Annotated in this window: 25 protein-coding genes; 11 read left to right on the top strand and 14 right to left on the bottom strand. The window is 71.6% G+C overall.

Annotated features, from left to right (window positions below; genetic code table 11):
• Positions 1-39: 39 nt before the first annotated feature.
• Positions 40-1503, top strand: a complete 1464-nt coding sequence (gene der, locus ACZ6CL_RS15430) for a ribosome biogenesis GTPase Der (protein ID WP_468936149.1) — start codon at positions 40-42, stop codon at positions 1501-1503.
• A 79-nt stretch (positions 1504-1582) separates the two neighbouring features.
• Here the strand turns inward: der and ACZ6CL_RS15435 are convergent, their stop codons facing one another.
• Positions 1583-1948 carry a hypothetical protein gene (locus ACZ6CL_RS15435; RefSeq protein WP_385442191.1) on the bottom strand — a complete coding sequence of 122 codons (366 nt, stop codon included), beginning with the start codon at positions 1946-1948 and terminating at the stop codon, positions 1583-1585.
• 61 nt (positions 1949-2009) lie between these two features.
• Positions 2010-2849, bottom strand: a complete 840-nt coding sequence (locus ACZ6CL_RS15440) for a hypothetical protein (RefSeq protein WP_468936152.1) — start codon at positions 2847-2849, stop codon at positions 2010-2012.
• 270 nt (positions 2850-3119) lie between these two features.
• Between ACZ6CL_RS15440 and ACZ6CL_RS15445 the strand changes: the two genes are divergently transcribed.
• From ACZ6CL_RS15445 to ACZ6CL_RS15455, 3 genes are all read left to right on the top strand, one after another.
• Positions 3120-4358, top strand: coding sequence for a glycosyltransferase family 4 protein (locus ACZ6CL_RS15445; RefSeq protein ID WP_468936154.1), 1239 nt, complete (start codon positions 3120-3122; stop codon positions 4356-4358).
• Between the two features lie 71 nt (positions 4359-4429).
• A complete protein-coding gene (locus ACZ6CL_RS15450; protein WP_468936157.1) occupies positions 4430-5290 on the top strand; it encodes a hypothetical protein in 861 nt (286 codons plus the stop codon).
• 65 nt (positions 5291-5355) lie between these two features.
• Positions 5356-6357, top strand: a complete 1002-nt coding sequence (locus ACZ6CL_RS15455) for a helix-turn-helix transcriptional regulator (RefSeq protein WP_468936160.1) — start codon at positions 5356-5358, stop codon at positions 6355-6357.
• Here the strand turns inward: ACZ6CL_RS15455 and ctaD are convergent.
• The 9 genes from ctaD to ACZ6CL_RS15500 form a co-directional block, all read right to left on the bottom strand.
• The gene (gene ctaD / locus ACZ6CL_RS15460) at positions 6281-8053 is read right to left on the bottom strand and encodes an aa3-type cytochrome oxidase subunit I (RefSeq protein ID WP_468936162.1); all 1773 of its coding nucleotides are present in this window, start codon (positions 8051-8053) and stop codon (positions 6281-6283) included. The genes ACZ6CL_RS15455 and ctaD overlap by 77 nt on opposite strands.
• Before the next feature lie 104 nt (positions 8054-8157).
• Positions 8158-8436: a gas vesicle protein K gene (locus ACZ6CL_RS15465; protein WP_055553182.1), complete on the bottom strand. Its 279-nt coding sequence runs from the start codon at positions 8434-8436 to the stop codon at positions 8158-8160.
• Positions 8433-8651: a gas vesicle protein gene (locus ACZ6CL_RS15470; protein ID WP_468936166.1), complete on the bottom strand. Its 219-nt coding sequence runs from the start codon at positions 8649-8651 to the stop codon at positions 8433-8435. The genes ACZ6CL_RS15465 and ACZ6CL_RS15470 overlap by 4 nt, the downstream gene beginning before the upstream one ends.
• Positions 8648-9517 (bottom strand): GvpL/GvpF family gas vesicle protein, encoded by an 870-nt coding sequence (locus ACZ6CL_RS15475; RefSeq protein WP_468936169.1) that lies wholly within the window; start codon positions 9515-9517, stop codon positions 8648-8650. Before ACZ6CL_RS15475 ends, ACZ6CL_RS15470 begins: the two co-directional genes overlap by 4 nt.
• A complete protein-coding gene (locus tag ACZ6CL_RS15480) occupies positions 9514-9912 on the bottom strand; it encodes a gas vesicle protein (protein ID WP_468936172.1) in 399 nt (132 codons plus the stop codon). Before ACZ6CL_RS15480 ends, ACZ6CL_RS15475 begins: the two co-directional genes overlap by 4 nt.
• Positions 9891-10097 (bottom strand): gas vesicle protein GvpG, encoded by a 207-nt coding sequence (locus ACZ6CL_RS15485; RefSeq protein WP_468936175.1) that lies wholly within the window; start codon positions 10095-10097, stop codon positions 9891-9893. Before ACZ6CL_RS15485 ends, ACZ6CL_RS15480 begins: the two co-directional genes overlap by 22 nt.
• Positions 10097-10816: a GvpL/GvpF family gas vesicle protein gene (locus ACZ6CL_RS15490; protein WP_468936178.1), complete on the bottom strand. Its 720-nt coding sequence runs from the start codon at positions 10814-10816 to the stop codon at positions 10097-10099. The genes ACZ6CL_RS15485 and ACZ6CL_RS15490 overlap by 1 nt, the downstream gene beginning before the upstream one ends.
• On the bottom strand, positions 10816-11289 hold the full coding sequence (locus ACZ6CL_RS15495) for a gas vesicle structural protein GvpA (protein WP_468936181.1): 474 nt from the start codon (positions 11287-11289) through the stop codon (positions 10816-10818). Before ACZ6CL_RS15495 ends, ACZ6CL_RS15490 begins: the two co-directional genes overlap by 1 nt.
• Before the next feature lie 50 nt (positions 11290-11339).
• Positions 11340-11642, bottom strand: a complete 303-nt coding sequence (locus tag ACZ6CL_RS15500) for a gas vesicle protein GvpO (RefSeq protein WP_468936184.1) — start codon at positions 11640-11642, stop codon at positions 11340-11342.
• A gap of 416 nt (positions 11643-12058) precedes the next feature.
• Between ACZ6CL_RS15500 and ACZ6CL_RS15505 the strand changes: the two genes are divergently transcribed.
• Positions 12059-12274: an I78 family peptidase inhibitor gene (locus ACZ6CL_RS15505; protein ID WP_468936187.1), complete on the top strand. Its 216-nt coding sequence runs from the start codon at positions 12059-12061 to the stop codon at positions 12272-12274.
• Positions 12275-12432: 158 nt separating this feature from the next.
• Here ACZ6CL_RS15505 and ACZ6CL_RS15510 read toward each other — a convergent pair whose 3' ends face one another.
• The gene (locus tag ACZ6CL_RS15510; protein WP_468936190.1) at positions 12433-13479 is read right to left on the bottom strand and encodes a phosphatase PAP2 family protein; all 1047 of its coding nucleotides are present in this window, start codon (positions 13477-13479) and stop codon (positions 12433-12435) included.
• A 313-nt stretch (positions 13480-13792) separates the two neighbouring features.
• Positions 13793-14977 carry a hypothetical protein gene (locus tag ACZ6CL_RS15515; protein ID WP_468936192.1) on the bottom strand — a complete coding sequence of 395 codons (1185 nt, stop codon included), beginning with the start codon at positions 14975-14977 and terminating at the stop codon, positions 13793-13795.
• 348 nt (positions 14978-15325) lie between these two features.
• Between ACZ6CL_RS15515 and ACZ6CL_RS15520 the strand changes: the two genes are divergently transcribed.
• Positions 15326-17077, top strand: a complete 1752-nt coding sequence (locus ACZ6CL_RS15520; protein WP_468936195.1) for an MFS transporter — start codon at positions 15326-15328, stop codon at positions 17075-17077.
• A gap of 97 nt (positions 17078-17174) precedes the next feature.
• Positions 17175-18362: an acyl-CoA dehydrogenase family protein gene (locus tag ACZ6CL_RS15525; RefSeq protein ID WP_468936197.1), complete on the top strand. Its 1188-nt coding sequence runs from the start codon at positions 17175-17177 to the stop codon at positions 18360-18362.
• Positions 18363-18394: 32 nt separating this feature from the next.
• Here ACZ6CL_RS15525 and ACZ6CL_RS15530 read toward each other — a convergent pair whose 3' ends face one another.
• The gene (locus ACZ6CL_RS15530; RefSeq protein WP_385442153.1) at positions 18395-18829 is read right to left on the bottom strand and encodes a cell division protein SepF; all 435 of its coding nucleotides are present in this window, start codon (positions 18827-18829) and stop codon (positions 18395-18397) included.
• A gap of 233 nt (positions 18830-19062) precedes the next feature.
• On the opposite strand from ACZ6CL_RS15530, the gene ACZ6CL_RS15535 reads away from it, so the two are divergent.
• From ACZ6CL_RS15535 to ACZ6CL_RS15550, 4 genes are all read left to right on the top strand, one after another.
• Positions 19063-20316, top strand: a complete 1254-nt coding sequence (locus ACZ6CL_RS15535; protein WP_468936200.1) for a DUF5685 family protein — start codon at positions 19063-19065, stop codon at positions 20314-20316.
• A gap of 426 nt (positions 20317-20742) precedes the next feature.
• On the top strand, positions 20743-22644 hold the full coding sequence (locus tag ACZ6CL_RS15540) for an FAD/NAD(P)-binding protein (RefSeq protein ID WP_468936202.1): 1902 nt from the start codon (positions 20743-20745) through the stop codon (positions 22642-22644).
• A gap of 97 nt (positions 22645-22741) precedes the next feature.
• Positions 22742-23629: an amino acid ABC transporter permease gene (locus ACZ6CL_RS15545; RefSeq protein ID WP_468936204.1), complete on the top strand. Its 888-nt coding sequence runs from the start codon at positions 22742-22744 to the stop codon at positions 23627-23629.
• A 5-nt stretch (positions 23630-23634) separates the two neighbouring features.
• On the top strand, positions 23635-24387 hold the full coding sequence (locus tag ACZ6CL_RS15550; protein WP_468936787.1) for an amino acid ABC transporter ATP-binding protein: 753 nt from the start codon (positions 23635-23637) through the stop codon (positions 24385-24387).
• Positions 24388-24398 lie beyond the last annotated feature (11 nt).

Raw genomic sequence — 24398 nt, forward strand, 5'->3', positions numbered from 1 at the left:
AGGGCGCGCGGCACTGAGGGACGACGAGGACATCACTTCATGAACGACCAGATCCACAGCGGCGGCGACGAACACGGAGAGCTGGGCGACGCCGAGTACGCGGAGTTCATGGACCTCGCCGCGCAGGAGGGCTTCGACCTGGAGCAGGTCGAGGGCGACCTCGCCGCGGCGGGCCACGGCCCGCTGCCGGTGCTCGCCGTCGTCGGCCGCCCGAATGTCGGTAAGTCGACCCTGGTGAACCGGATCATCGGCCGCCGTGAGGCGGTCGTCGAGGACAAGCCGGGCGTCACCCGCGACCGCGTCACCTACGAGGCCGAGTGGTCCGGCCGCCGCTTCAAGGTCGTCGACACCGGCGGCTGGGAACAGGACGTGCTCGGCATCGACGCGTCCGTGGCCGCCCAGGCCGAGTTCGCCATCGAGGCCGCCGACGCGGTGGTCTTCGTGGTGGACGCCACGGTCGGCTCCACCGACACCGACGAGGCCGTCGTCAAGCTGCTGCGCCGGGCCGGGAAGCCGGTCGTGCTGTGCGCCAACAAGGTCGACGGCCCGAGCGGCGAGGCGGACGCGGCGATGCTGTGGTCGCTCGGCCTCGGCGAGCCGCAGCCGGTCTCGGCCCTGCACGGCCGCGGTACCGGCGACATGCTCGACGCGGTGCTGGAGGCGCTGCCCGACGCCCCGGCCCAGACCTTCGGGGCCACGGTCGGCGGCCCGCGGCGCATCGCCCTCATCGGCCGCCCGAACGTCGGCAAGTCCTCGCTGCTCAACAAGGTGGCGGGCGAGGAGCGCGTGGTCGTCAACGAAATCGCGGGCACCACCCGCGACCCGGTGGACGAGCTGATCGAACTCGGCGGGGTCACCTGGAAGTTCGTGGACACCGCCGGTATCCGCCGCCGCGTCCACCTCCAGGAGGGCGCCGACTACTACGCCTCGCTGCGCACCGCGGCCGCCGTGGAGAAGGCCGAGGTCGCGGTCATCCTCATCGACACCAGCGAGCCCATCAGCGTCCAGGACCAGCGGATCATCACGATGGCCGTGGAGGCCGGGCGCGCGATGGTCATCGCGTACAACAAGTGGGACACCCTCGACGAGGAGCGCCGCTACTACCTGGAGCGCGAGATCGAGACCGAGCTGGGCCAGATCCAGTGGGCTCCCCGGGTCAACGTCTCGGCCCGCACCGGCCGCCACATGGAGAAGCTCGTCCCGGCGATCGAGACCGCGCTGGCGGGCTGGGAGACCCGGGTGCCGACCGGGCGGCTGAACTCGTTCCTCGGCGAGATCGTCTCCTCCCACCCGCACCCGATCCGCGGCGGCAAGCAGCCCCGCATCCTGTTCGGCACCCAGGCCGGCACCCGGCCGCCCCGCTTCGTCCTCTTCGCCTCCGGCTTCCTGGAGGCGGGCTACCGCCGCTTCATCGAGCGGCGGCTGCGCGAGGAGTTCGGTTTCGAGGGCACCCCGATCCAGATCTCGGTGCGGGTGCGCGAGAAGCGCGGCCGCAAGCGGTAACGGCCGCGAGGGGCAACAGTCGCGAGGGAGCGCCACCCGGGGGTGGCGCCCCCTCGCGCCGCGCTCAGGCCGGTGGCGCTCAGTAGCGCCCGTCGCGCTGGCCGGGTGGGAGGGCGGGGAGGTAGGTGCGGTAGTACAGCCCGCCGGTGTCCCAGGCCCCGCCGTGGCCGCCGCTGGTCAGGCCGCGGGGCTGGCCGATGGCGCTGAACGCGACGAACCCCAGATCCTCCTCGTCCGACCGGTCACCGGGCAGCGCCCGGAACAGCCGCCGGTACTCCGCGTACAGCGCGTCGTAGATCGGCGTCGCGGAGTGCCGCCACGGGTCGGGCGACGCCTCCAGCGCCGGGCGCATGGCCGGGATGTGGGCGTAAGAGGGGGAGCGGTAGGGGAGGTCGTATCCGTGCACGTATGTGCCAACGACCAGGCCGCCCAGGGGATGCGGCATCAGCGGCGAATGGGCCGCTTGGGTCAGGCAGCGGCAGCCCGGGACGGGGTGGGTCACCGGATCAGGTGCCCGCGAGCGGCATAGAGGCGCCGACCAGCGCGCCGCGCGCCGCGGCCCGGTCGAGGGCGGTGCGCAGCTGGTCCTCGCGCGGCTGGGTGCCGATCGTGCCCGCCGAAGCCGCGTACACCAGGACCTGCTGGGAGCGGCCCACCGCGCTGCGCCAGCCCTCGCTGAGCGGCATCGGGCTGTGCGCCTGCCACCAGGCGACCGGGGAGCCGCCGTTCGCCGAGGGCATCAGGACCGCGTGCAGCTGTCCCATGGCGAGCAGCACCGACCAGCCGGGGATGGCCACCGGAGGACGGCCGAGGTCGACCACCGGCAGGAAGCCCTGTTCGGTGAGGAGCGGGAGGAAGTCGTCGCCGTGCCCGGTCGCGCCGGGCCGGGTGATCGGCCCGGTCGGCTCGACGACCAGCGCCGGGCGCTGCTCCCCGCCCACCAGCACCACCCCGCTGGTGACGCCGAGCACCGCCTGCTGGGGCGGCGGCGGGGCGGTGTACGGGGCCGGGTGCGGGGCGGAGTAGGGGTAAGAGGCGGAGGGCGGCTCGGGCGCGTACGGTGCGGCCTCCTCGGCGGTGATGGACCGTACCGCACCGGCCAGCTGCTCCTCGGAGACCGGGACGACCTGGGAGGGGACGCAGGTGGCGTGCGCGAACGCGAGCACGGCGGTCTCCTGACCCACGAACAGCACCGTGCTGGTGCGCTCCTGGGCGGAGTTGCCGGGCGTGCGGCAGGACGTGCAGTCGTAGGCGCCCGGGGCGTTGTCCCCGGCGAGCAGCCGGTCGGCTTCTTCATCGCCGATCTCGGCGCGTACGTCATCGCTGACGTCGAGCATGCGCGGCACGGGTGGCTCCTCGGTCTCGGTCCGTGGGCCGGGCGGTCCCCGGCTCATACGTAGACAACGGCCATCCGCGGCGGGGGTCACGCGGCCTGGTCCCGCCACGCCTGTGATGCACGAGTTCCCTTGGAAGTTCCCTGAATTAGCTACCGATTTCCTTTCTGTTGGGGAACAAGACGGTGATGGAACCCAACCCGACGCCCCCTTTCGGGGTCTTACCTCGTGGTAGGCGGACGAGACACCCGTCCGCGGGGAAACGGTGGGATACGGGACGGAATGCACATATCATTCCTGATTCACAACGCGTACGGGATCGGCGGGACGATCCGGACCACGTACAACCTTGCCCGCACGCTGAGCGAGCAACACGACGTGGAGATCGTCTCGGTGTTCCGCCACCGGGACCAGCCGATCTTCGAGCCCGGGCCGAACGTGCGGCTCAGTCATCTCGTCGACATCCGTAAGAACAGCCCGGGTTACGAAGGCGACGACCCCGCCTACACGCGGCCCGCGAAGGTCTTCCCGGTCACCGAGGGCCGGTACAAGCAGTACAGCGCGCTCACCGACCGCCGTATCAGCGAGCATCTGCGGGGGATCCAGGCCGATGTGGTGGTCGGCACCCGCCCGGGCCTCAATGTGCACATCGCCCGGGAGGCGCGCCGCGGCCCGGTCCGGGTCGGCCAGGAGCATCTGACGCTCAGCACCCACTCCAAGGGGCTGAAGCGGACCCTGCGCGGCTTCTATCCGCGGCTGGACGCGGTGACGACCGTCACCGAGGCCGACGCCAAGGATTACCGCGAACAGATGCGGCTGCCGGGCGTACGGATCGAGGGCGTGCCCAACAGCGTTCCCGAGCCCGGCGTGGAACCGGCCGACGGCACCGGCAAGTGGGTCGTCGCGGCCGGTCGGCTCGCCCCGGTGAAACGGTACGACCTGCTGATACGGGCGTTCGCCAAGGTCAGCGCGGCCCGCCCGGACTGGCGGCTGCGGATATACGGCGGCGGCGAGCAGCGCGCCAAGCTGCGCGCCCTGATCGACAAGCTCGGCCTCTACAACCACGTCTTCCTCATGGGCCCCGCCAACCCCCTCGACCCCGAGTGGGCCAAGGGCTCGATAGCGGCCGTCACCTCCAGCCTGGAGTCGTTCGGCATGACGATCGTGGAGGCGATGCGCTGCGGTCTCCCGGTGGTCGCCACCGACTGCCCGCACGGCCCGGCCGAGATCATCGACAACGGCGTGGACGGCCGCCTCGTGCCCTCCGGCGACACCAACGCGATCGCCACCGCGCTGCTCGACCTCATCAACAACGACGAACTGCGGCAGCAGATGGGCCAGGCGGCGCTGCGGGACTCCGCCCGCTTCGACCCGTCCCGGGTGGCCGGCCGCTACGAGAGCCTCTTCGCCGATCTGGCGACGCGCGGCGGACTGCGCGGCTCGCTGCACCGGGCCCGCGGCTCGCTGATCGGCGGGGCGATGGCGACGACCGAGGCGATGCGAAGGGTGCGAGTGGCATGAGCGGTAGAGGGAGCGTGACAGCGAGCGCGGCCGAGCGCGTCGAGCCCGTCGAACGCATCGAAGGGGACAGCATGAGTGAAGCCACCGAGGCCGCCACGACGCGCGCCGACTGCGTCGCGGACTCCGCCGGTGGACTCACCTTCCACATCTCCGACTGGGCCCGCCCGGAGCCGGGGAGCTACGACGACTGGAACGGGGCGCTGGTCCTGACGCTGCGCGGCGCCGAGCCCGCCGACGACGGCGAGGTACGGCTCCCGCTCGGCCCGACCGCCGACGGCAGGCTGCAGGCCGCGCTGCCCGGCACCGTCGCCCTGCCCGAGGGCCGCTGGGACGTGTTCGTCGCGTACGGGGACCAGGAGCCGCGGCGGCTCGCCCCGGGCCTGCACGATCTGCGCTCCCTGGTGGACCGCAGGCCGGGCCCCAGCACCTCGCCGCTGTCCGTCCGCATCCCGTACGCCACCAAGCACGGCAACCTCAGCCTGCGCACCTGGCGCCGGGTGCCGCACGCCGAGGCGGGGGAGATCCGGCTGGAAGACGGCGCGATGACGGTCGGCGGGTGGCTGTACCGGGTGGAGAACCCGGCCGAGTGGCTGGCCGGTGCGGTGGCCGAGGCCCGCTGCCGTCGCGACAAGGCCCTGGTGCACACGGTGCCGGTGACGTCGGACGGCGCGGCGTTCTCCTTCACCCTCGCCTATGAGCGGCTCGCGGAGAGCTGGGGCGGCGGGGCGGACCTGTGGGACCTGCGGCTGCGCCCGGCGGACGAGGCGGCGGCCCCGGTCCGGCTCGGCCGGATACTGGACGACGTCGCGGACAAGAAGGAGATCTTCACGTACCCGGTGCGGACGGTCGACGGGCCGCACGGCACCGCCACGGTCCGTCCGTACTACACGGTCGACAACGATCTGTCGGTGAGGGTCGCCGACCCGGACTGAGCCTGAGCAGCTCTGCCGACCCTTGAGGACAGCAACCGTCCTCAAGGGCTGGCAGACTCGGTCCCATGTTGGAGACCTCGGCCCGCCTGCTCCGTCTGCTCTCCCTTCTCCAGGCCCACCGCGAATGGTCCGGCACGGACCTCGCCGACCGGCTCGGCGTCACCCCGCGCACGGTGCGCCGCGACGTCGACCGGCTGCGCGAGCTGGGCTACCCCGTGCACTCCGCCCCCGGTACGGCGGGCGGCTACCGGCTGGGCGCGGGCGCCCAGTTGCCGCCGCTGCTGCTGGACGACGAGGAGGCGGTGGCGGTCGCGGTCGGGCTGCGCCAGGCCGCGGGCGGCGTCGAGGGCATCGAGGAGACCTCCGTACGCGCCCTCGCCAAACTGGAACAGGTGCTGCCGGACCGGCTGCGCCGCCGGGTGAGCGCGCTGAGTTCGTTCACCGTGCCGATGTTCGGCGCGACCCCGGGCCCCGCGGTGGATTCGGAGGTCCTGATCGAGCTGGCGAGCGCCTGCCGGGACGCCCAGCGGCTGCGCTTCACCTACCGCGACCACGGCGGTACGGTCACCCGCCGCACCGCGGAACCGCACCGCCTGGTCGCCGCGCAGCGCAAGTGGTACCTCGTCGCCTGGGACGTGGACCGGGAGGACTGGCGTACCTACCGGGCCGACCGCATCACCCCCACCCCGCCGCACGGCCCCCGCTTCACCCCGCGCCGCCCGCCCGCGGACGATCTCGCGGCGTATGTCGCCCGGGGCGTGTCCGGCGCGGTCTACCGCGAGCGGGCCACGGTCCTGCTGCGCGTGCCCGCCGCGCGGGCGGCGGAGCGCATCTCGCCCGCGGCGGGGGTACTGGAGGCGGTGGACGAGCACAGCTGTCTGCTGCACACCGGCGCCCACGCCCTGGAGGTGCTGGTGCTCCACATCGTGCTGGCCGGCTTCGACTTCGAGGTGCGCGAACCGGCCGCACTCACCGAGCACATCCGCGCGGTCAGGGACCGCCTGGGCCGGGCCCTGGACGGTCGGACCGGGGGCGATCGGACTCCGGGCGACCGGGCCTCGGGCTGACCGCGCCGCGCGCCTTCAGCTGCTGGTCCCGCTCCTGCTCGACCTGGGCCACCTCCGGGTGGTGCAGGTCGAAGGCGGGCGAATCGGTGCGCACCCGCGGCAGCGTCAGGAAGTTGTGGCGGGGCGGCGGGCAGGAGGTCGCCCACTCCAGCGAGCGGCCGAACCCCCAGGGGTCGTCCGCCTCGACCTCTGTGCCGTACCGGGCCGTCTTCCAGACGTTGTAGAGGAAGGGCAGCGTCGAGATCCCCAGCAGGAAGGCGCCGATCGTGGAGACCGTGTTGAGCGCCGTGAAGCCGTCCGCCGCCAGATAGTCGGCGTAACGGCGCGGCATCCCCTCCGCGCCCAGCCAGTGCTGCACCAGGAACGTGAGGTGGAAGCCGGTGAACAGCGTCCAGAAGTGAATCCGGGCCAGCCGCTCGTCCAGCATCTTGCCCGTGAACTTGGGCCACCAGAAGTAGAAGCCCGCGAACATCGCGAACACCACGGTCCCGAAGACCACGTAGTGGAAGTGGCCGACGACGAAATAGCTGTCCGTGACGTGGAAGTCCAGCGGCGGCGAGGCCAGGATGACGCCGGTCAGCCCGCCGAACAGGAAGCTCACCATGAAGCCGACCGCCCACAGCATGGGCGCCTCGAAGGACAGCGAGCCGCCCATCATGGTGCCGATCCAGTTGAAGAACTTCACCCCGGTGGGCACCGCGATCAGAAAGGACAGCAGGGAGAAGAAGGGCAGCAGTACCGCCCCGGTGGCGAACATGTGGTGCGCCCAGACCACCATCGACAGCGCGGTGATGGCCATCGTCGCGCCGACCAGCGTCAGATAGCCGAAGATGGGCTTGCGCGAGAAGACCGGGACGATCTCGGTGATGATGCCGAAGAACGGCAGCGCGATGATGTAGACCTCGGGATGGCCGAAGAACCAGAACAGGTGCTGCCACAGCAGCGCCCCGCCGCTCGCCGCGTCGAAGACCATCGCCCCGAACCGCCGGTCCGCCTCCAGCACCAGCAGCGCCGCCGCCAGCACCGGGAACGCCATCAGGATGAGGATCGAGGTGAAGAGGGTGTTCCAGGTGAAGATCGGCATCCGGAACATCGTCATCCCCGGGGCGCGCATCGTGATGATGGTCGTCAGGAAGTTCACCGCGCCGAGGATGGTGCCGAAGCCGGAGAGCGCGAGCCCCATGATCCACATGTCGGCGCCGATGCCGGGGGAGCGCACCACGCTGTTCAGCGGGGCATACGCGGTCCAGCCGAAGTCGGCGCCGCCGCCGGGTGTCATCAGACCGGCCACCACGATCAGCCCGCCGAACAGATACAGCCAGTACGACAGCATGTTGAGGCGGGGGAAGGCGACGTCGGGCGCGCCGATCTGCAGCGGCATGATCTCGTTGGCGAACCCGGCGAAGGCGGGCGTCGCGAACAGCAGCAGCATGATCGTGCCGTGCAGGGTGAACGCCTGGTTGTAGGCCTCCTGGGAGAGGATCTGGATCCCGGGACGGGCCAGTTCGGCGCGCATCAGCAGCGCCAGCACCCCGCCCGCCATCAAGAAGCCGAACGAGGAGATCAGATAGAGATGGCCGATCTTCTTGTGGTCGGTGGTGGTCAGCCAGTCGACCACCACCCGGCCCCGGTCCCGGAGCGACCGCCGCGCCCGTCCGGCCGGTCCCGCCGCGGGACGCGCGGTGTCTGTCACCATCGGGGCTCCCTGAGGCTGGCACGGGGGTCGGCTCCGGCCCATGATCGCCCTGTTTGGGGCGATCCGCTAGGTTATGTCCCGGGTGTCATGTCCTCAGGGCGCTGTCACTCTCTCGGGGGCAGCAGCGGGCCGAGCGGCCCGAGGTCCAGGTTGAGGTCGGACTCCTTGATGCCGTAGCGATCGCACAGCGTGCCCATGCGGTCCTCCAGCAGCATCAGGGTCTGCCCGATCCGTTCCTCCTGGTCTTCTGTCAGGTCTCCCTGGTCCACGCGGCGCAGCGCCTGCCGTTCCATCAGCTGCCGCAGCAGCTCGACGACGGTCAGCACCAGCTTCATCAGATCGCGCTCGACGGTGTCCTGGTCCAGCTCCAGCTTCCGGCTCACGGTTCCTCCGGTCCTTCCGGTCCTCCCGGTTCATCCCAGGGGGATGGCACGTTCTCGTTCACCGAGCTGATGAGCGCGCGCAGATCGATGCGTACGAGGTCCACATCGGCGATGCGCAAGGTCACATCGCCGGTGATGACCACGCCGCCCGCGAGCAGCCGGTCCAGCAGGTCCACCAGGGCGATCTGCCGGTGCGCGAGCGGGCTCGTGGTCATGGCCCGGACCGTTCGTTGCCCTCGGCGGCGACGAAGGAGTACGGCGCCCACGGGCCGGTCAGCTCCAGCCGCAGCCCGCTCTCGCGCCCGGCCAGCTGGCCGACCCGCTCCGCGAACGCCTCGCTCTCCTCGCGCGGCAGGAGATACGCGGCGTTGAGCACATTGCGGTCCGCCTCCCCGGACAGCCGTACGTCCTGCGGCGGATGCAGCCGGGCGCCCTCGGAGAGCGCGGCGAGCGTCTCATGCACCCGGCGCGCGCCCTCCTCGGAGTCCTCCCAGCGCTGCTCGGAGGCGCGCCGCTGGGCGCCGCGGCGGCGCAGGTAGTCGCGGCCGGAGACGGCGGCGGAGGGCTCGGCGGACGGCTCCTGGGCGGGGGCGGGCGCCGCGTACACCTTGACGCCCCACTCCACCCGGCCCTCCAGCCGGTCCAGCGCCGCCGTGAACCGGTCCTGTCCACTGGCGAGCAGCCGCCGCAGCCCCTCCTCGCCACGGCAGACGGTGGCCATCCGGACCGGGATGACGCAGGCGTCCGCCCCGGCCGTGTCGACCACCTGCTGATGGGCGCGGGCGACACCCTCCAGCCAGGTCAGGTCCTCCAGCCGCGCGCGCAGCGGCCCCTCGTCGAAGTCGGCGGCCGGTACGGGGCCCGCCAGCACGGCGAGCCCCAGATGGCGGACAGCGCGCACCGGTTCGCCCGCGACCCCGCGCACCCGGTCCAGGGCGGTGCGCGGGGTGTCGGCCTCGCGGACGACGGCGTACGCGTACTCCAGCGTGCCGGTCGCCTCAGCCGCCCCAGCTGCCTCGGCTGTTTCAGCCGCCGCGGTCGCTTCGGCCGCTGCGGTCACGTGGGTCGTCGCGTCGGTCATCCGGCCGCCTCCTCGTTCGTGCCGCTCGTGCCGTTCGTGCCGCTCTCCACCGGCGGTGCCTGTGCCGGTGCGGGCGCCGGTGCCGGGTCGCGGCGGGCGCGCGACGACAGCGACGGGTCGTGCTCCCACCAGTCGATGCCCATCTCCTTGGCCTTGTCGACGGAGGCCACGATGAGCCGCAGCTTGATCGTGAGGAGTTCGATGTCGAGCAGATTGATGCGGATGTCGCCCGCGATGACCACACCCTTGTCGAGCACCCGCTCCAGGATGTCGGCGAGGTTGGCCGATTCACCACGGGTGGCGAGCCCGGACGCGCCGGGCGCACCGTATGGCGCCGACGAGCCGAACCCCGACGGGGATCCGTAGCCGGTGGTCACCGGGTCCCGTTCGCCCATTGCTGCGCCTCCTCCATCCGGTCGAGCAGCACGTCTTCCTGCCGCTCGAACTCGGCCTCGTCGATCTCCCCGTCCTCCAGCCGCGTTTCCAGGGCCATCAGTTCGCGCTGGATCGCGGCCGGGTCGTAGTACTCGCGTTCCGCCGCGGCCAGCACCTGTCTGAGCACCCAGCCGATCAGCAGCATCAGGCCTCGACGAAGCTGTAGGGCGGCAGCGGGCCGTTCACCCGCAGCTTCATCCAGGGGTGGGTGTTCTCCAGGTCGGCGATCGCCTCGAACAGCGGCTCGGTCCCGTCCTTGGCCAGCAGGGCCGACAGGCTCAGGAACCAGCCGCCGCCCTCCGGGCCGGGGCGCACCGCCTCGGCGGTGGGGGTCAGCGTCTCCTCCGCGATCCGCGCGTCGCGCACCTCACGGGCCCGCACCGCGTTCGCCACCAGCTCGCCGAAGCGCATGCGCTCCTCGTGGGTGCCGCCGCCCGCGGCCCGGTTGGCCTCGGCCATCAGCCGCAACTCGGGCTCTTCGGAGAGCACTTGGTGGAGCACCGCGTCCTCGTCGTGCACCGCCTTGACGTTGTACTCCACCCGGTCGGCCAGCCGTCGCAGCTGGTCCTCGTAGCGGTCGGCGTGCTGGTTCAGCACCGTACGCACGTCCTCGTCGCTGGCGGAGACCGAGCCGAACCGCATCGGCAGCACCGAGCGCTTGTCGCTCACCTCGGTCAGCACGTGCTGGTGGGCCAGCAGATCGCGGCGCCGGGGCTTCAGCTCCGGCGGGCAGTCGCTGACGACCGCGGTCAGCGCGCCCTCGTTCAGGGCACGGACCGGCAGCGGCGGATCGCCGATGCCGAGCAGCGTGTCGCCGAGGTCCGGGAGGGCGCCGCGGGCGATCCCGTACACATAGGTGCTCATCAGCTCTCCTCGGACTTCCTCGAGGCGGACTGGGTGGACTTACGGGCCGCCGGGCGCCGGGAGCGGCTGCGGGCGGGCGCTTCCTCTGCCTCGGGCTCCTCGTCGGGCCGGAGCGCCTCGGCCACCGAGTGGGCGGCCTTGGAGACCGTCTCACCGGCGCCGGACAGCGCGCCCTTGGTCTTGCTGCGGGCGCCGCTCTCGGTGGCGCCGTCGAGGATCTCGGGTATGCCGGGGGACTTGTTCGGCCCGGACTCCAGGTCGAGGCGGTTGCACGCCTCGGCGAACCGGAGGTAGGTGTCGACGCTCGCCACCACGACCCGGATGTCGATCTTGAGGATTTCGATGCCGACCAGGGAGACGCGGATGAACGCGTCGATCACCAGGCCGCGGTCGAGGATCAGTTCCAGGACGTCATAGAGGCCGCTGCTGCCGCCCCCGCCCCTGCTCTGCTGTGCCGGAACAACCGTGGTCATGTCGTGTGTGTCCTCTCGTGTCCGGCCGCGCCGGCCGTTCCCCCTGCCGGTCAGCCGCGGTCACTTCGCCCGCGTTCGTAACGGCGGATGCGGCGGTAGCCGGTGAGCTGGCCGTCCGGGTCGAGAGTCACCTCGTACAGGGCCATCAGGCTCATCGTCTCCGGCACCCGGGCCAGCTCCACCACCTCGACGTCCAGGACCCAGCCCTCGTCCGTCTGCTCCCAGCGGGGCATCGACTCGGGGTACAGGCCCGTCAGTTCGGCGAGCTGCTCCCGGGCGGATCGCATGAGCGCCAGTGGGCTCGGGCCACTGTTCGCCGTCTTCTTGCGGGTTCCATCGGATGTGTCTGTCATGTTCGCCTCGGTGGCGCCGGGTACCGCGGTCCCGGCGGGGTAAACCTCGGGGTTCGAATTCCCCGATTTGTGTCGGAATTGTGCGCTAGGGATCACGGGTGCCCGATCGGCGGTGGCATATTCCTGTGGCCGCTGAATTCCCCCCGGGACATGTCATGGGTCACCCCGCGCCCATACCAGAACCTCGTCTTTGACAAGGGATATCGACGAAAACTCTCCGTCATCTTTCGGGCGTCAACACGCGGCTCGTAAGAGTGACAAAGTCGATGACAAACCCGGGCGTGTTTTCTGTGACACAAGTGTGACGAATGACGGCCGGGGGGTGGATGAGGCGTTGTCGGTGTGCGCCGCGGCACACTGGAACATGTTCCTTTCCTGCCTGCCCTCCCCGTTCCGCTGCGCCTACGGTGGCTGCCATGGGACCTGTACCGAACCTTCCGGCCGAACCCGACGACGACCTCGACAGCTATGTGGGGCTCGATGCCAAAGCCGCCGAGGACGTGGCCCGCGAGCGCGGCTGGACCACCGTGCGGGCGCTTCCGCCGGGCGCGATCATCACGATGGAGTACCTGCGCGGCCGCATCAACTTCGAGGTCGCCGACGACGCCGTGCGGCGCTGCTGGCGCGGCTGACGGCCCGGAGGCGGCCTGCGCGTCCGGGAGCGGCCCGCGCTGGCCCGCGCGCACGGAAACGGCCCCGGAAGCTCTCTCAGGAGCTTCCGGGGCCGTCTGCCGTCCTCTGCGCCGCGGGCCGCGGGGGTGTGCGTACCGGCCCGCGGGGCGCCCGGGGGCTAGCCGCCGGTGGCCGGGGTGCGGCCGCGCCCGGCCGAGGGGCCGAACGGGGTCGTGGTGCGCGGCACGCGGTCGGCGTGCGGCGGACGGCGGCTGCCGACCGGGGTGACCGGAGTGCGCTCGGAGCGGACGGTGTGCTGCCGCCCGGTGTGGTGCGGCCGCGCCTCGGGCACCCGCCCGCTGCTGCCCGGACGGCCGACCACGCTGACCGGCTCCCGGACCGGGGGCTCGTCGTCGCGGGCGGCCCGCGGGGTGGCCAGGGCGGGTCCGGGGGCGGGGCGCGCGGAGGGCACGGGCACCCGCGCCCGGCCGTCGCGCAGCCGCCGGTACAGGCCCAGGAGCAGCATCTCGGCCCGGGCCATCGCCGGTTCCAGCCACGGCAGGGCAAGCAGGACCAGCACTCCGGCGGCCCAGCCCAGCACCACGTCGCTCAGCCAGTGGGTGCCCAGGTAGACGGTCGTCATGCCGACGCCGAAGGCGAAGCCCGCGGCGATCAGCGAGGCGATCCTGCGGGCCAGCGGAGTGGTCGCGAGGTAGGCAAGCACACCCCAGGTGACCACGGCGTTCGCGGTGTGACCCGAGGGAAATATATCGCCGACGTCCCACATCTCATTGGAGCCGACGCTCGTCGCGTAGTGCGGGCCGAGCCGTCCGAAGCCGATCTTCACGGCGCCCACGGTGATGTTCAGCAGCAGCAGTGAGGTGCCCAGCACCAGCCCCGGCCGCAGGGTGCGCTGCTGGTAGCAGCACCACCCCAGCCAGGCGGCTACCGCCACCGCGGTGGGGCCGCGCTGGCCCATCACGACGAAGTAGTCCAGGAACATGTGGAACTCCGGCCACTGCTTGTAGGGCCGGAAGAGCATGATCTGCCAGTCGAGCTTCACCAGCCACGAGGTGGTGAGCACGCCGATCACGGTCGCGGCATAGACCGCGAGGGTGGTTCCGAGCAGCCAGAAGCGTGTTCGGGTCATCCGCGGTCGCGCGAGATCGCGCCGCGCGAGATCGGTAGGTCGCCCCTCCATGAGGAGCTTGTCTTCGGTACGCACCTAATCGACGTTACATTGCGTGACAGGGGGGTTCAGTCGATCAGGTCGCTTTGTGATGACGATGTGATGTGGGGTGCGTCTCGTCGGTCGACTTTTGGCCGCCCCTTTCCAAGGAATGCACGAGGCCCCGGCACATTTGTGCGCTGGCCTTCCTATCAGCGATCCGCGATCTCTTTATGGAATTCTTACAGGGGTGTTTATCGGCGATTGGCCGTGGCGTTCCTCACCGTTTCCCGGGGTGTCGACGGGACGTCAGGCGGGCTCCCGGCGCCGGGACCGGAGCCCCGTCGAGCGGCCGGACCGGGCGGCCGGATCAGGGCGGTCCCGAGCCGTGCAGCCACCAGGCGCCGTACACCGCGGAGGCCAGCGCCACCGAGCCCAGGGCCAGCGCGGTGCGCGCCGGACGCAGCCGGGCCAGGGCGATCGCGAGCGGGATCAGCACCGGGAAGGCGGGTATGAGCAGCCGCGGCTTCGAGCCGAAGTACCCCTTGGCGGCCAGCGCGAGGACGAGCACCGAGCCGCCGTACACCAGCAGCGGCAGCGGCTGGCGCTGCCGTACGCAGCAGACATACAGCCAGATCAGCGCGGACACGGCGAGGAGTAGCGCGATTCCGGCCACGAACGGCGGCTGCACCAGCAGCCCGCCGATGAAGACCGCGAAGGCCAGTCCGCCGTCGAAACCGTTCCCCCAGCCGTTCTGGACGTCGAAGTAGCCGCTCGGGCTGCCGGTCCGCACCGCCACCCAGACCACATAACCCGCCCAGCCCAGCGGCGCGATCGCCAGCCCGGCCAGGACGCGCCGGTTGACGCGAAGAGCCTGACGCCAGCGCCCGCCGGGCAGCAGCTCCACCGCCGCCGTGATCCATACCGCCGCGACCGCCGCCGCCCCCACCGGCCGGGTGAGCCCCGCCAGCGCCGCCAGGACCCCCGCCCACACCCAGCGCCGGGTCAGCACCGCATACACCGACCAGGCGGCCAGGGCCGTGAAGAGCGACTCCGAATACGCCATGGACTGCACGATCCCGACCGGCAGCACGCCCCACAGCACCGCCAGCGCGACCCCCACCCGGCGCCCGTACACCAGATCGCCGACCGCGAAGATCCCCCACGCGGCCAGCAGCGAGGTGACCGAACTCACGACCAGCCCCGCGTCCGGCACGCTCAGCGGCGTCACGGCCGCCATGCCGCGCTCCAGCAAGGGGAGCAGCGGGAAGAAGGCCAGGTTGGAGTGGACCGATCCATCGGCCAGATGGATCGTGTAGCCGTATCCCTCCTCGGCGATGCGGGAGTACCAGAGCGAGTCCCAGCGGGCGGAGAGGAGCTGGTGTGGACTCTTGCCCGCGGCCGCTCCCCAGACCGCGAGAACCACGAGGCCGAGCGCGCGCGTCCCGGCATACAGCAGCAGCGCCGGGGCGGCCCGGCGCAGCGCGGCAAGGGCCACGCCGCCCGGCCGCCCGGCGCCGGGCGGCGCGGTGTCGGCTTGGGCGAGATCAGTCACGGCGACGATTATCGAGGATCTTTCCGGGGCCCGCCGGGCCTGTGGATAACCGTCGGGCGAACAACGGAGGGACGGGGGAAGGCGGCCGAGGGGCGACCGGCGCACGCTTGGCGTACGGTCGATGGACGACAGGAAGACAGGGGACAAAAGGGGAACGGCGGAACGTACTCCACCGCCTTCACCTGCGGGGATGCCCACAACATGACCTGCGGCACACGCCCCGCGCGGCGACTCGCGTACCCTGACCTCTCCACTCGTGCCTTCGTCGCCGGGCCGCCGGACGTCCCTATGAAGTGACGTTCGTCCCGTCCCGGCGCGACGCGAGCGCAAGACCAGGGAGGTGCGTACATGTCCGGGACGACCACAGCCCGCACTCGGCGGACGGCGGCCGTTCCCCGGCAATGGCGCGGTACCGAGGCGGGCGGCGGCGCGAACCGCTGGGTCGTCCTCCTCGTGCTCTGCGTCAGCCTGCTGCTCGTCGCCGTCGACGCGACCGTGCTGCACGTCGCGGTTCCGGCCGTGACCGAGGACCTGCGGCCCGGCGCGATCGAACTGCTGTGGATCGTGGACGCGTACCCACTGGTCTGCGCCTCGCTGCTGATCCTCTTCGGCACGCTCGGCGACCGGGTCGGCCGCCGCCGGGTCCTGCTGCTCGGCTACGCCTTCTTCGGCGCGGCCTCGGCGCTCGCCGCCTTCGCCGCCACCCCGCAGATCCTCATCGTGGCCCGCGCCCTGCTGGGCGTCGGCGGCGCGATGATCATGCCCGCGACGCTCTCGATCCTGCGCCAGGTCTTCCCGGACCGCCGGGAGCGGGCCATGGCCATCGGCATCTGGAGCGCGGTCGCGGCGGTCGGCGCGGCCGTCGGCCCGCTGCTCGGCGGCTTCCTGGTCGAGAACTTCTGGTGGGGCTCGGTCTTCCTGATCAACCTCCCGCTGATGGCCGTGGCGCTGCCCGTCGGCCGCTGGCTGCTGCCGGAGTCCACCGGCGAGCGGGACGGCCCGTGGGACGTGCTGGGCGCGATCATGGCCGCCTGCGGGCTGTTCGGCCTCGTCTTCGGGGTGAAGCGGATGGGCAGCGGCTCGGGGCTGCTGGACGCCCTCACCGCCACCCCGGTCCTGCTGGGGCTGGCTCTGCTGGTGCTCTTCGTCCGCCGCCAGCGGCGCCGTACGCATCCGCTGGTCGACCTCAAGCTGTTCACCCGGCCCGCCTTCTCGATCTCCGTCGGCTGCATCGTGGTCGCCCTGCTCGCGCTCGTCGGCCTGGAGCTGATAGCCGCGCAGTACCTCCAGCTCGTGCTGGGGCTCAGCCCGCTGCAGACCGGGCTGAGGCTGCTGCCGCTCACCTTCGCCGCCATGGCCGCCGGACTCGTCGGCTCCCGGATGCTCCAGCGGCTCGGGCCCCGCGCGATGGTGGCGCTCGGCTTCGTGCTCACCGCCGTCGGCGTCCTGTCGCTCATCACCATGGGCCAGACCGACCAGCCCGTGGTGCTGGTGGGCGGATTCGTCGTCCTCGGCTTCGGCCTGGAGACCACCCTGTTCAGCGCGTACGAGTCCATGCTCAACGAGGCCTCCGCCAAATCGGCCGGCGGTGCCGCCGCCATCGGCGAGACCTCCTACCAGCTCGGCGCCGGGATCGGCATAGCCCTCCTGGGCAGCGTCATGAACGCCGCGTACAAGCCGGGCGTCTCCTCGGTGCCCGGGGTGCCCGGGCGGGCCAGCTCGGACGCCAGCCAGTCGCTGGGCGCGGCGTACGACGTCTCCGCCCAGCTCGGCGGGAAGGCCGGGGCCGCGCTGCTGGCCGCCGCCCGCGCGTCCTTCGTCCACGGTCTGCATGTGACGCTCGCGGTCAGCGCCGGTCTGCTGCTGATGGGCGCGCTGGCCGCGCTGCGGCTGCCGAAGACCATGGAGTGCGCGCCCGCCGGCGAGGGCGGCGCGGACGGCGGGTGTCCCGTCGGGGCCGCGGACGCCCCCTGCGCCACGGACGCCCCGGAGAGCGCGGACACCGCGGACGCCTCCGGGACCGCGGCCGCCGCGGACGCGCCGGACATTCCGCCGCGCCGCGACCCGGCCGCCGCCGTCGGCGCCGAGTCCCGGAGCTGACCTAGGTGTTCGGCTGATCCACACGGTCTGGACGACAGGCGTTACCCGGCCGTAACGTCAGCGGCCGGAAGCCACACCGAACCGGAGGTCGCTACCCATGTCCGCTGGCACCCTGCCGCCGTTCGACCCCGACGACCCGCTGGGCATCGACGACCTGCTGGAGCCGGAGGACCTGGCGGTCCGGACCACCGTGCGGCAGTGGGCCGCCGACCGGGTCCTGCCCCATATCGCCGACTGGTACGAGCGCGGCGAACTGCCCGGCATCCGGGAGCTGACCCGCGAACTCGGCTCCCTCGGCGCGCTCGGCATGTCCCTCACCGGCTACGGCTGCACGGGCGCCAGCGCCGTCCAGTACGGTCTGGCCTGTCTGGAGTTGGAGGCCGCCGACTCCGGAATCCGCTCCCTCGTCTCGGTGCAGGGCTCGCTCGCCATGTACGCCATCCACCGCTTCGGCTCCGAGGAGCAGAAGCAGGAGTGGCTGCCGCGCATGGCCTCCGGCGACGTCATCGGCTGCTTCGGGCTGACCGAGCCGGACCATGGCTCCGACCCGGCGGGCATGCGGACGTACGCCAAGCGGGACGGCACGGACTGGGTGCTGACCGGTCGTAAGATGTGGATCACCAATGGCTCGGTGGCCGGGGTCGCGGTGGTGTGGGCCCGCACCGACGAGGGCGTCCGCGGCTTCGTCGTCCCCACCGATGCGCCCGGCTTCTCCGCCCCCGAGATCAAGCACAAGTGGTCGCTGCGCGCCTCGGTCACCAGCGAACTGGTCCTGGACGAGGTGCGGCTGCCCGCCGACGCCGTACTGCCCGAGGTCACCGGGCTGCGCGGACCGCTGAGCTGTCTGAGCCACGCCCGCTACGGCATCATCTGGGGAGCGCTGGGCGCGGCGCGCGCCTCCTTCGCGTCGGCCCTGGAGTACTCCCGGAGCCGGGAGCAGTTCGGCAAGCCGATCGGGGGCTTCCAGCTCACCCAGGCCAAGCTCGCCGACATGGCGGTGGAACTGCACAAGGGCGTGCTGCTCGCCCATCATCTCGGGCGGCGGATGGACGCGGGGCGGCTGCGGCCGGAGCAGGTCAGCTTCGGCAAGCTGAACAACGTGCGCGAGGCGATCGAGATCTGCCGCACGGCCCGGACGATCCTGGGGGCCAACGGGATCTCCCTGGAGTACCCGGTGATGCGGCACGCGACGAATCTGGAATCGGTGCTCACCTACGAGGGCACCGTCGAAATGCACCAACTGGTCCTCGGCAAGGCGCTCACCGGTCTCGATGCCTTCCGATGAAGGAGGCTTTCCGGTGAGCGGCCCCGCCGGGACTAGCTCTGGTTGAAGAAGCCGCCGATGCCGCGGGTGGGCTCCCCGCTGACGATCTGGTAGTCGGCGGGAGTGAGAAGGAAGACGCGGTTGGCGACGCGCTCGATGGAGCCGCGGAGCCCGAACGTCAGCCCGGCGGCGAAATCCACCACGCGCTTGGCGTCGGCGGACTCCATCGTCGTCAGGTTGACGATGACCGGAATGCCCTCCCGGAACATCTCACCGATACCGCGGGCGTCCCGGAAGCCGTCCGGGGTGACCGTCGCGATCCGCGTGCCCTGGTCTTGTGCGGCCTGGTCGGCCACCCGCACCCGCGGGTCGGTCACCCAGGCGTCGCCGGGCTCGGGTCCCTCGGCGTAGTCGTCGTCGTAGTAGCGCTCGTCATCGCTGTCGTCGACGAGGCCAAGCCAAGCGCTCGCCTTGCGCACCGATCCCATGGACGCCTCCTCTCCTCTTAACGGTGTGTACTGTCCGCCCCTCTATGGTCGTCCATGATGCCGATGGTGTGCCACGTGGATTGCGGCCGCACAGCGGATTTGTGACGTTACCGGTGCACAACGTTTGGCGCCATATCAGGGTCGCACCTGATGAAGGGGGCTGACGGTGCGCTGGGTAGACTCCGCAGGCCGGACGGGTGACACCGGGGACGTACGGGTGAACGGGGACAGTTTTGTTTGGCATTATCCGGCCTTGTCGGCACCGGCTGTCGCAAAACCTGCGGACGGAATGGATGGCGCATCTGTGCGGGTTGTGCCTCGCGCTGCGCGGTGACCACGGTCAGTTCGCCCGGGTGGCCACCAACTACGACGGGCTGGTCATATCCGTTCTGGTGGAGGCTCAGGCCGGTCGCTCGGAGGGCTGGCGCCGCACCGCCGGGCCGTGTCCGCTGCGCGGGATGCGCACCGCGTCGGTGGCCCGGGGCGAGGGCGCGCGGCTCGCGGCGACCGTCTCGCTGGTGCTGGCCTCCGCGAAGGTACGGGACCATGTGGCGGACGGTGACGGGGCGTTGGCCCGCCGGCCGGTCGCCGCGGCGGCCCGCCGGGTGGCCGGGCGATGGGACCGGGCGGGGGCCCGCAGCGGTGCCGAGGTCGGCTTCGACACGGCCGTACTGGTGGACGCGGTCGGGCGGCAGCAGGAGATAGAGGAACTGGCCGGGACCGGCACCTCGCTGCTGACGATCACCGAGCCGACCGAGACCGCGACCGCCGCGGCCTTCGGCCACACCGCCGTACTGGCCGGAAAGCCCGGTAACCGGGCGCCGCTGGAGGAGGCGGGACGGCTCTTCGGCAGGCTCGCGCATCTGCTGGACGCGGTCGAGGACCTGGTCGAGGACGCCGATACGGGTGCCTGGAATCCGATCACGGCCACCGGGGCGGACCTCGCCGAGGTGCGGCGGCTGTGCGACGACGCGGTGCACGGGGTACGGCTGGCGCTCAAGGACGTCGAATTCGCCGGTAAGGGGTCCGGCAGGCTCGCCCATGTGCTGCTGGCGCATGAGCTGCCGCGCGCGGTGGACCGGGCGTTCGGCACCACCACCTGTACGCACACCGAGCACACCGAGCACACCAGGCAGACCGAAGGCGCCCCCGAGTCGTCCCAGGGCGCGCCGCCGCCGCAGTCGCCGTGGGTCACCCCGCCGGGGCCGGGCGGTCCAGGCGGTGCCCCGCCCGAGCCGCCGGACCGGGGCAGGCGGCGCGGGCTGATAGCCGGGTGCGCGGTGTGGGCCGGGCTCTTCTGCACCTGCCAGGTGTGCTGCCGGGACCCGTACCACGACCCGTGGTCGGGGGAGCCGCGCGAGGGCTGGTGTCATAAGTGCGATGACTGCTCGGACTGTTGTGAGTCGTGTGACTGCTGCTGCAACTGTGGTGACTGCTGCGGTAACTGCTGTGACGGTTGCGACTGCGGCTGCGATTGCGGCTGCTAGCCGACGCCCCGAAACAGGCCGTGCGAGGGGAAGGGTGAAGCGCTGAAGCGTGTGTGAAGGCGCGTGACGACGCGGGCGTGAGCGGCCACACCGGCACGGCCGGTGGGCAGGCGAAGCCTCAAGAGCCCTCAAGAAGCAAGGGGCAGCGGAGGCGGGCGGCGTCAGCCCGAACAGGACGACGACCACACCCGACCGAAGTCGATGTGGTCGCGCGTGACCAGTCGCTGCCATGAGTGCATGGGGTAAGTGGAGCAGCCTTCCGCTTGTGCGTCAACCGCCGTGAGACGCGCCGCTCACATTCCGGACGGCCTTGACAACGGGCCGTGGAGAAGCCGTAGCCTCAGCGTCACGCCGTGCTGAGGGGCTCGGCTTTTGTGTGTGTGAAGGCAATGCGTGTGTTCACTTACGAACTCACGGAGCCTTCGCATGTCCGTCACCCCGGACCTCCCTTCCCCATCGCCGCACGCCGTCGTCATCGTCGGCGCTGGCCCGCGCGCCACCGGGCTCGTGGAGCGGATCGCGGCCAACGCGCCGGAACTGTACGGCGACGGCGCCCCGGTCATCCTCCACCTGGTCGACCCGCATCTCCCCGGCGGCGGCCGTGTCTGGCGCCCCGACCAGTCCCCGCTGCTGTGGATGAACTCCATGGCCGAGGACGTCACCATGTTCACCGACGAGTCGGTGGAACGGGACGGTCCGGTCCGCCCCGGCCCCTCCCTAGCCGAATGGGCCGACCGCGTCCGCGGCGGATCGCTGCCCGCCGCCGAACTGGCCGCCCTGCCGCCCGAGATCGTCGCCGAGGCGGCCGCGCTGACCGGCCGGAGCTTCGCCACCCGACGGCTGCAGAGCGCCTATCTGCGCTGGGTGTACGAGCGCTCGGTGGCCGCCCTGCCGCCCGGGATCACCGTGGAGGAACACCGGTGCCGCGCCGTACGGGTCACCGGACCGCGCGACGGACGCCAGCAGGTGTGGCTGGAAGGGCGCGCCACCCCGCTCGCCGCGGACGCCGTTGTCCTCGCCCTCGGCCATCTCGACGCCGAGCCCGACCCCGAGCAGCGGGCGCTGGCCGCGTTCGCCGCCGAACACCAACTCGTCCATCTGCCGCCCGAGTTCACCGCCGACAGCGACCTGAGCCGACTGCGGCCCGGCGATCCGGTCATCGTCCGCGGCTTCGGCCTCGCCTTCATCGACCTGATGGCGCTGCTCACCGAGGGGCGCGGCGGACGGTACGACCGCGGGCCCGCCGGAGAGCTGGTCTACCGGCCCTCCGGGCGCGAACCCGTGCTGTACGTCGGCTCGCGCCGAGGCGTCCCGTACCACGCCAAGATCGGCTACCAGCTGACCGGCGAACGGCCTCCCGTGCCCCGCTTCTTCGGCCCCGCCCAGGTCGACGCGCTGCTGCGGCGCTCCGCTCCGCTCGACTTCCGGCGCGACATCTGGCCACTGATCGACAAGGAGCTGGGGTTCGCCCACTACCACCGGCTGTTCACCGTCCACCCGGAGCGCACGGCCACCGACTGGAACGCCTTCGAGGAAAGCTACGCCGCCTGCCCGCCCGGCAGCGCCGAACTGCGTGCCGTGGTGGCCGCGGCCGTCCCCGACCCGGCCGACCGGCTCGACCTCGACGTCCTCGACCGTCCGCTCGACGGGCTGCGCTTCCCCGGTCATGACGCCCTCCAGGACGGTCTGCGCGGCTACATCGAGGCGGATCTCGCCCGCCGCCACGACCCCGCGCACAGCACCGACCTGGCCGTCTTCCTCGCCCTGCTCTCCGTCTACGGCCAGCTCACCCGGCTCGGGGACCTCGGCGACGGCGGCTGGTGGCACGGCTTCTTCAGCTATCTCGCCTCCGGTCCGCCCGGACCGCGCCTCGAACAGCTCCTCGCGCTGTCCCGCGCCGGGGTCGTCCGCTTCCTCGGCGCCGGGCTGACCGTGGAGACCGACCCGCGCCGCGGGGTGTTCCGGGCCCACAGCGCGAGCACCCCCGGGAGCGGAGTCGAGACCCGCGCCCTGGTCGAGGCACGGCTGCCGGAGCCGACCGTCGACCGCTCCCGCGATCCGCTGCTGCGCGCGCTCCACCGGGACGGCGCGGCCGCCACCGCCGCGGGGCTGCTCGCCGTCAGCCCGGACGACGCCCGCGTCCTGGACCGGGCCGGGCGCCCGCATCCGCGCCGCTTCGCGCTCGGCCCGCACACCGACGGCCGCTCGTCCGGTGCCTTCGCCCGGCCCCGTACCAACGCCCCCGCGTTCCGGCAGAACGACGCGACCGCGCGCGCCCTGCTGCTGAGCCTGCGCGCGTTGTCCTGTCGCGCCTCGCTCACCGTCTGAGCCTCTCGCAAGCACCGCCCCCGAGCACCGCTCCCGAAAGCACCGCCCCCGAAAACGGCGCTTCCCCCCGAAAATCCCGTTTCCCCTAAGGACACCCGTGTCTCTGACCTCTGATCCACCCCTCAGCAAAGCGCCCGAACGCGCCGGCCCCGAGGACTACTCCGCGCTCAAGGTCGTGCCCGTACGCCATCCCTGGCGCTGGGTCGCCGTCGCCGTGACGGCCGTACTGGTCGCCCAGTTCGCCCACGGGCTGATCACCAACCCCGGCTGGGAATGGGACGTCTTCGCCGAGTTCTTCACCACCGAGACCATTCTCAAGGCCGTCTGGATCACCCTCCAGCTGACGTTCTACGGCACCGCGCTCGGCTTCGCCCTCGGTATCGTCCTCGCCTTTATGCGGCTGTCCAGGAGCCCGTTCCTGAAGTCGGTCGCGTTCACCTACATCTGGGCGTTCCGCTCCATCCCGCTCATCGTCCAGCTGCTCTTCTGGTTCAACCTCACCTATCTCTACAAGAAGCTCGACTTCGGTATCCCGTTCGGGCCCGGCTTCTTCTCCTTCGACACCGCCGGACTGGTCGGCGCGATGAGCGCGGCCGTCCTCGGACTCGCCCTGCACCAGGCGGCGTACGCGGCCGAGATCGTGCGCGGCGGCGTCATCGCCGTCGACGCCGGACAGCTAGAGGCGGCCGCCGCCCTCGGCATACCCAGGCTGCGGCAGCTGCGCCGCGTCGTGCTGCCGCAGGCGATGCGCTCGATCCTGCCGAACGCCGCCAACGAGGTCATCTCCCTCTTCAAGGGCACCTCGATCGTCTCCGTCATGGCGATCGGCGAACTCTTCTACCAGGTGCAGGTCGTCTACGGGCGCAACGGCCGCGTCGTACCGCTCCTGATGGTCGCGACCGTCTGGTACATCATCCTGACCACCCTGCTCTCGATCGCCCAGTACTACGTCGAGCGCCATTTCTCCCGGGGAGCCACCCGATGACCGCCATGGTCGACATCCGCTCCGTCCACAAGAGCTTCGGGCCGCTGGAGGTGCTGCGCGGCATCGATCTGGAGGTACGCACCGGAGAGGTGGCCGTCGTCCTCGGCCCGTCCGGCTCCGGCAAGTCCACGCTGCTGCGCACCATCAACCACCTGGAGAAGGTGGACAGCGGCTGGGTCAGCGTCGCCGGTGCGCTGGTCGGCTACCGCCGGAAGAACGACAAGCTGTACGAGCTGCGCGAGCGCGACATCCTCAAACAGCGCACCCGGATCGGCTTCGTCTTCCAGAACTTCAACCTGTTCCCGCATCTGACCGTCCTGGAGAACATCACCGAGGCCCCGGTGTCCGCCCTGGGCCGCTCCCGGAAGCAGGCCGTGGAGACCGCCGAGACCCTGCTCGCCCGGGTCGGCCTCGGGGACAAGGCGTCCGCGTACCCCCGGCAGCTCTCCGGTGGGCAGCAGCAGCGGGTGGCCATCGCCCGCGCCCTCGCCCTGGAACCGGAGCTGCTGCTGTTCGACGAGCCGACCTCGGCCCTCGACCCCGAGCTGGTCGGTGAGGTCCTCGACGTCATCAAGGACCTGGCCGACCAGGGCACCACGATGATCGTCGTCACCCATGAGATCGGCTTCGCCCGCGAGGTCGCCGACACCGTCGTCTTCATGGACGACGGCCGGATCGTCGAGCAGGGCCCGCCCTCCGAGGTGCTCGACAACCCCCGGCACGAACGCACCAAGGCGTTCCTCTCCAAGGTCCTGTGAACGGTCCTGTG

The sequence above is a fragment of the Streptomyces sp. NPDC041200 genome, assembly GCF_055591805.1.

Bases quoted from the DNA above. Each gene is read 5' to 3' on its own strand.
- ACZ6CL_RS15480 (WP_468936172.1), bottom strand. From the start codon at position 9,912: ATGGGCGAACGGGACCCGGTGACCACCGGCTACGGATCCCCGTCGGGG.
- ACZ6CL_RS15525 (WP_468936197.1), top strand. From the start codon at position 17,175: ATGTCCGCTGGCACCCTGCCGCCGTTCGACCCCGACGACCCGCTGGGC.
- ACZ6CL_RS15500 (WP_468936184.1), bottom strand. From the start codon at position 11,642: ATGACAGACACATCCGATGGAACCCGCAAGAAGACGGCGAACAGTGGC.
- ACZ6CL_RS15435 (WP_385442191.1), bottom strand. From the start codon at position 1,948: ATGCCGCATCCCCTGGGCGGCCTGGTCGTTGGCACATACGTGCACGGA.
- ctaD (WP_468936162.1), bottom strand. From the start codon at position 8,053: ATGGTGACAGACACCGCGCGTCCCGCGGCGGGACCGGCCGGACGGGCG.
- ACZ6CL_RS15455 (WP_468936160.1), top strand. From the start codon at position 5,356: ATGTTGGAGACCTCGGCCCGCCTGCTCCGTCTGCTCTCCCTTCTCCAG.
- ACZ6CL_RS15490 (WP_468936178.1), bottom strand. From the start codon at position 10,816: ATGAGCACCTATGTGTACGGGATCGCCCGCGGCGCCCTCCCGGACCTC.
- ACZ6CL_RS15540 (WP_468936202.1), top strand. From the start codon at position 20,743: ATGTCCGTCACCCCGGACCTCCCTTCCCCATCGCCGCACGCCGTCGTC.
- ACZ6CL_RS15445 (WP_468936154.1), top strand. From the start codon at position 3,120: ATGCACATATCATTCCTGATTCACAACGCGTACGGGATCGGCGGGACG.
- ACZ6CL_RS15495 (WP_468936181.1), bottom strand. From the start codon at position 11,289: ATGACCACGGTTGTTCCGGCACAGCAGAGCAGGGGCGGGGGCGGCAGC.
- ACZ6CL_RS15485 (WP_468936175.1), bottom strand. From the start codon at position 10,097: ATGCTGCTGATCGGCTGGGTGCTCAGACAGGTGCTGGCCGCGGCGGAA.
- ACZ6CL_RS15520 (WP_468936195.1), top strand. From the start codon at position 15,326: ATGTCCGGGACGACCACAGCCCGCACTCGGCGGACGGCGGCCGTTCCC.
- ACZ6CL_RS15530 (WP_385442153.1), bottom strand. From the start codon at position 18,829: ATGGGATCGGTGCGCAAGGCGAGCGCTTGGCTTGGCCTCGTCGACGAC.
- ACZ6CL_RS15470 (WP_468936166.1), bottom strand. From the start codon at position 8,651: ATGACCACGAGCCCGCTCGCGCACCGGCAGATCGCCCTGGTGGACCTG.
- ACZ6CL_RS15450 (WP_468936157.1), top strand. From the start codon at position 4,430: ATGAGTGAAGCCACCGAGGCCGCCACGACGCGCGCCGACTGCGTCGCG.
- ACZ6CL_RS15505 (WP_468936187.1), top strand. From the start codon at position 12,059: ATGGGACCTGTACCGAACCTTCCGGCCGAACCCGACGACGACCTCGAC.
- der (WP_468936149.1), top strand. From the start codon at position 40: ATGAACGACCAGATCCACAGCGGCGGCGACGAACACGGAGAGCTGGGC.
- ACZ6CL_RS15475 (WP_468936169.1), bottom strand. From the start codon at position 9,517: ATGACCGACGCGACGACCCACGTGACCGCAGCGGCCGAAGCGACCGCG.
- ACZ6CL_RS15550 (WP_468936787.1), top strand. From the start codon at position 23,635: ATGGTCGACATCCGCTCCGTCCACAAGAGCTTCGGGCCGCTGGAGGTG.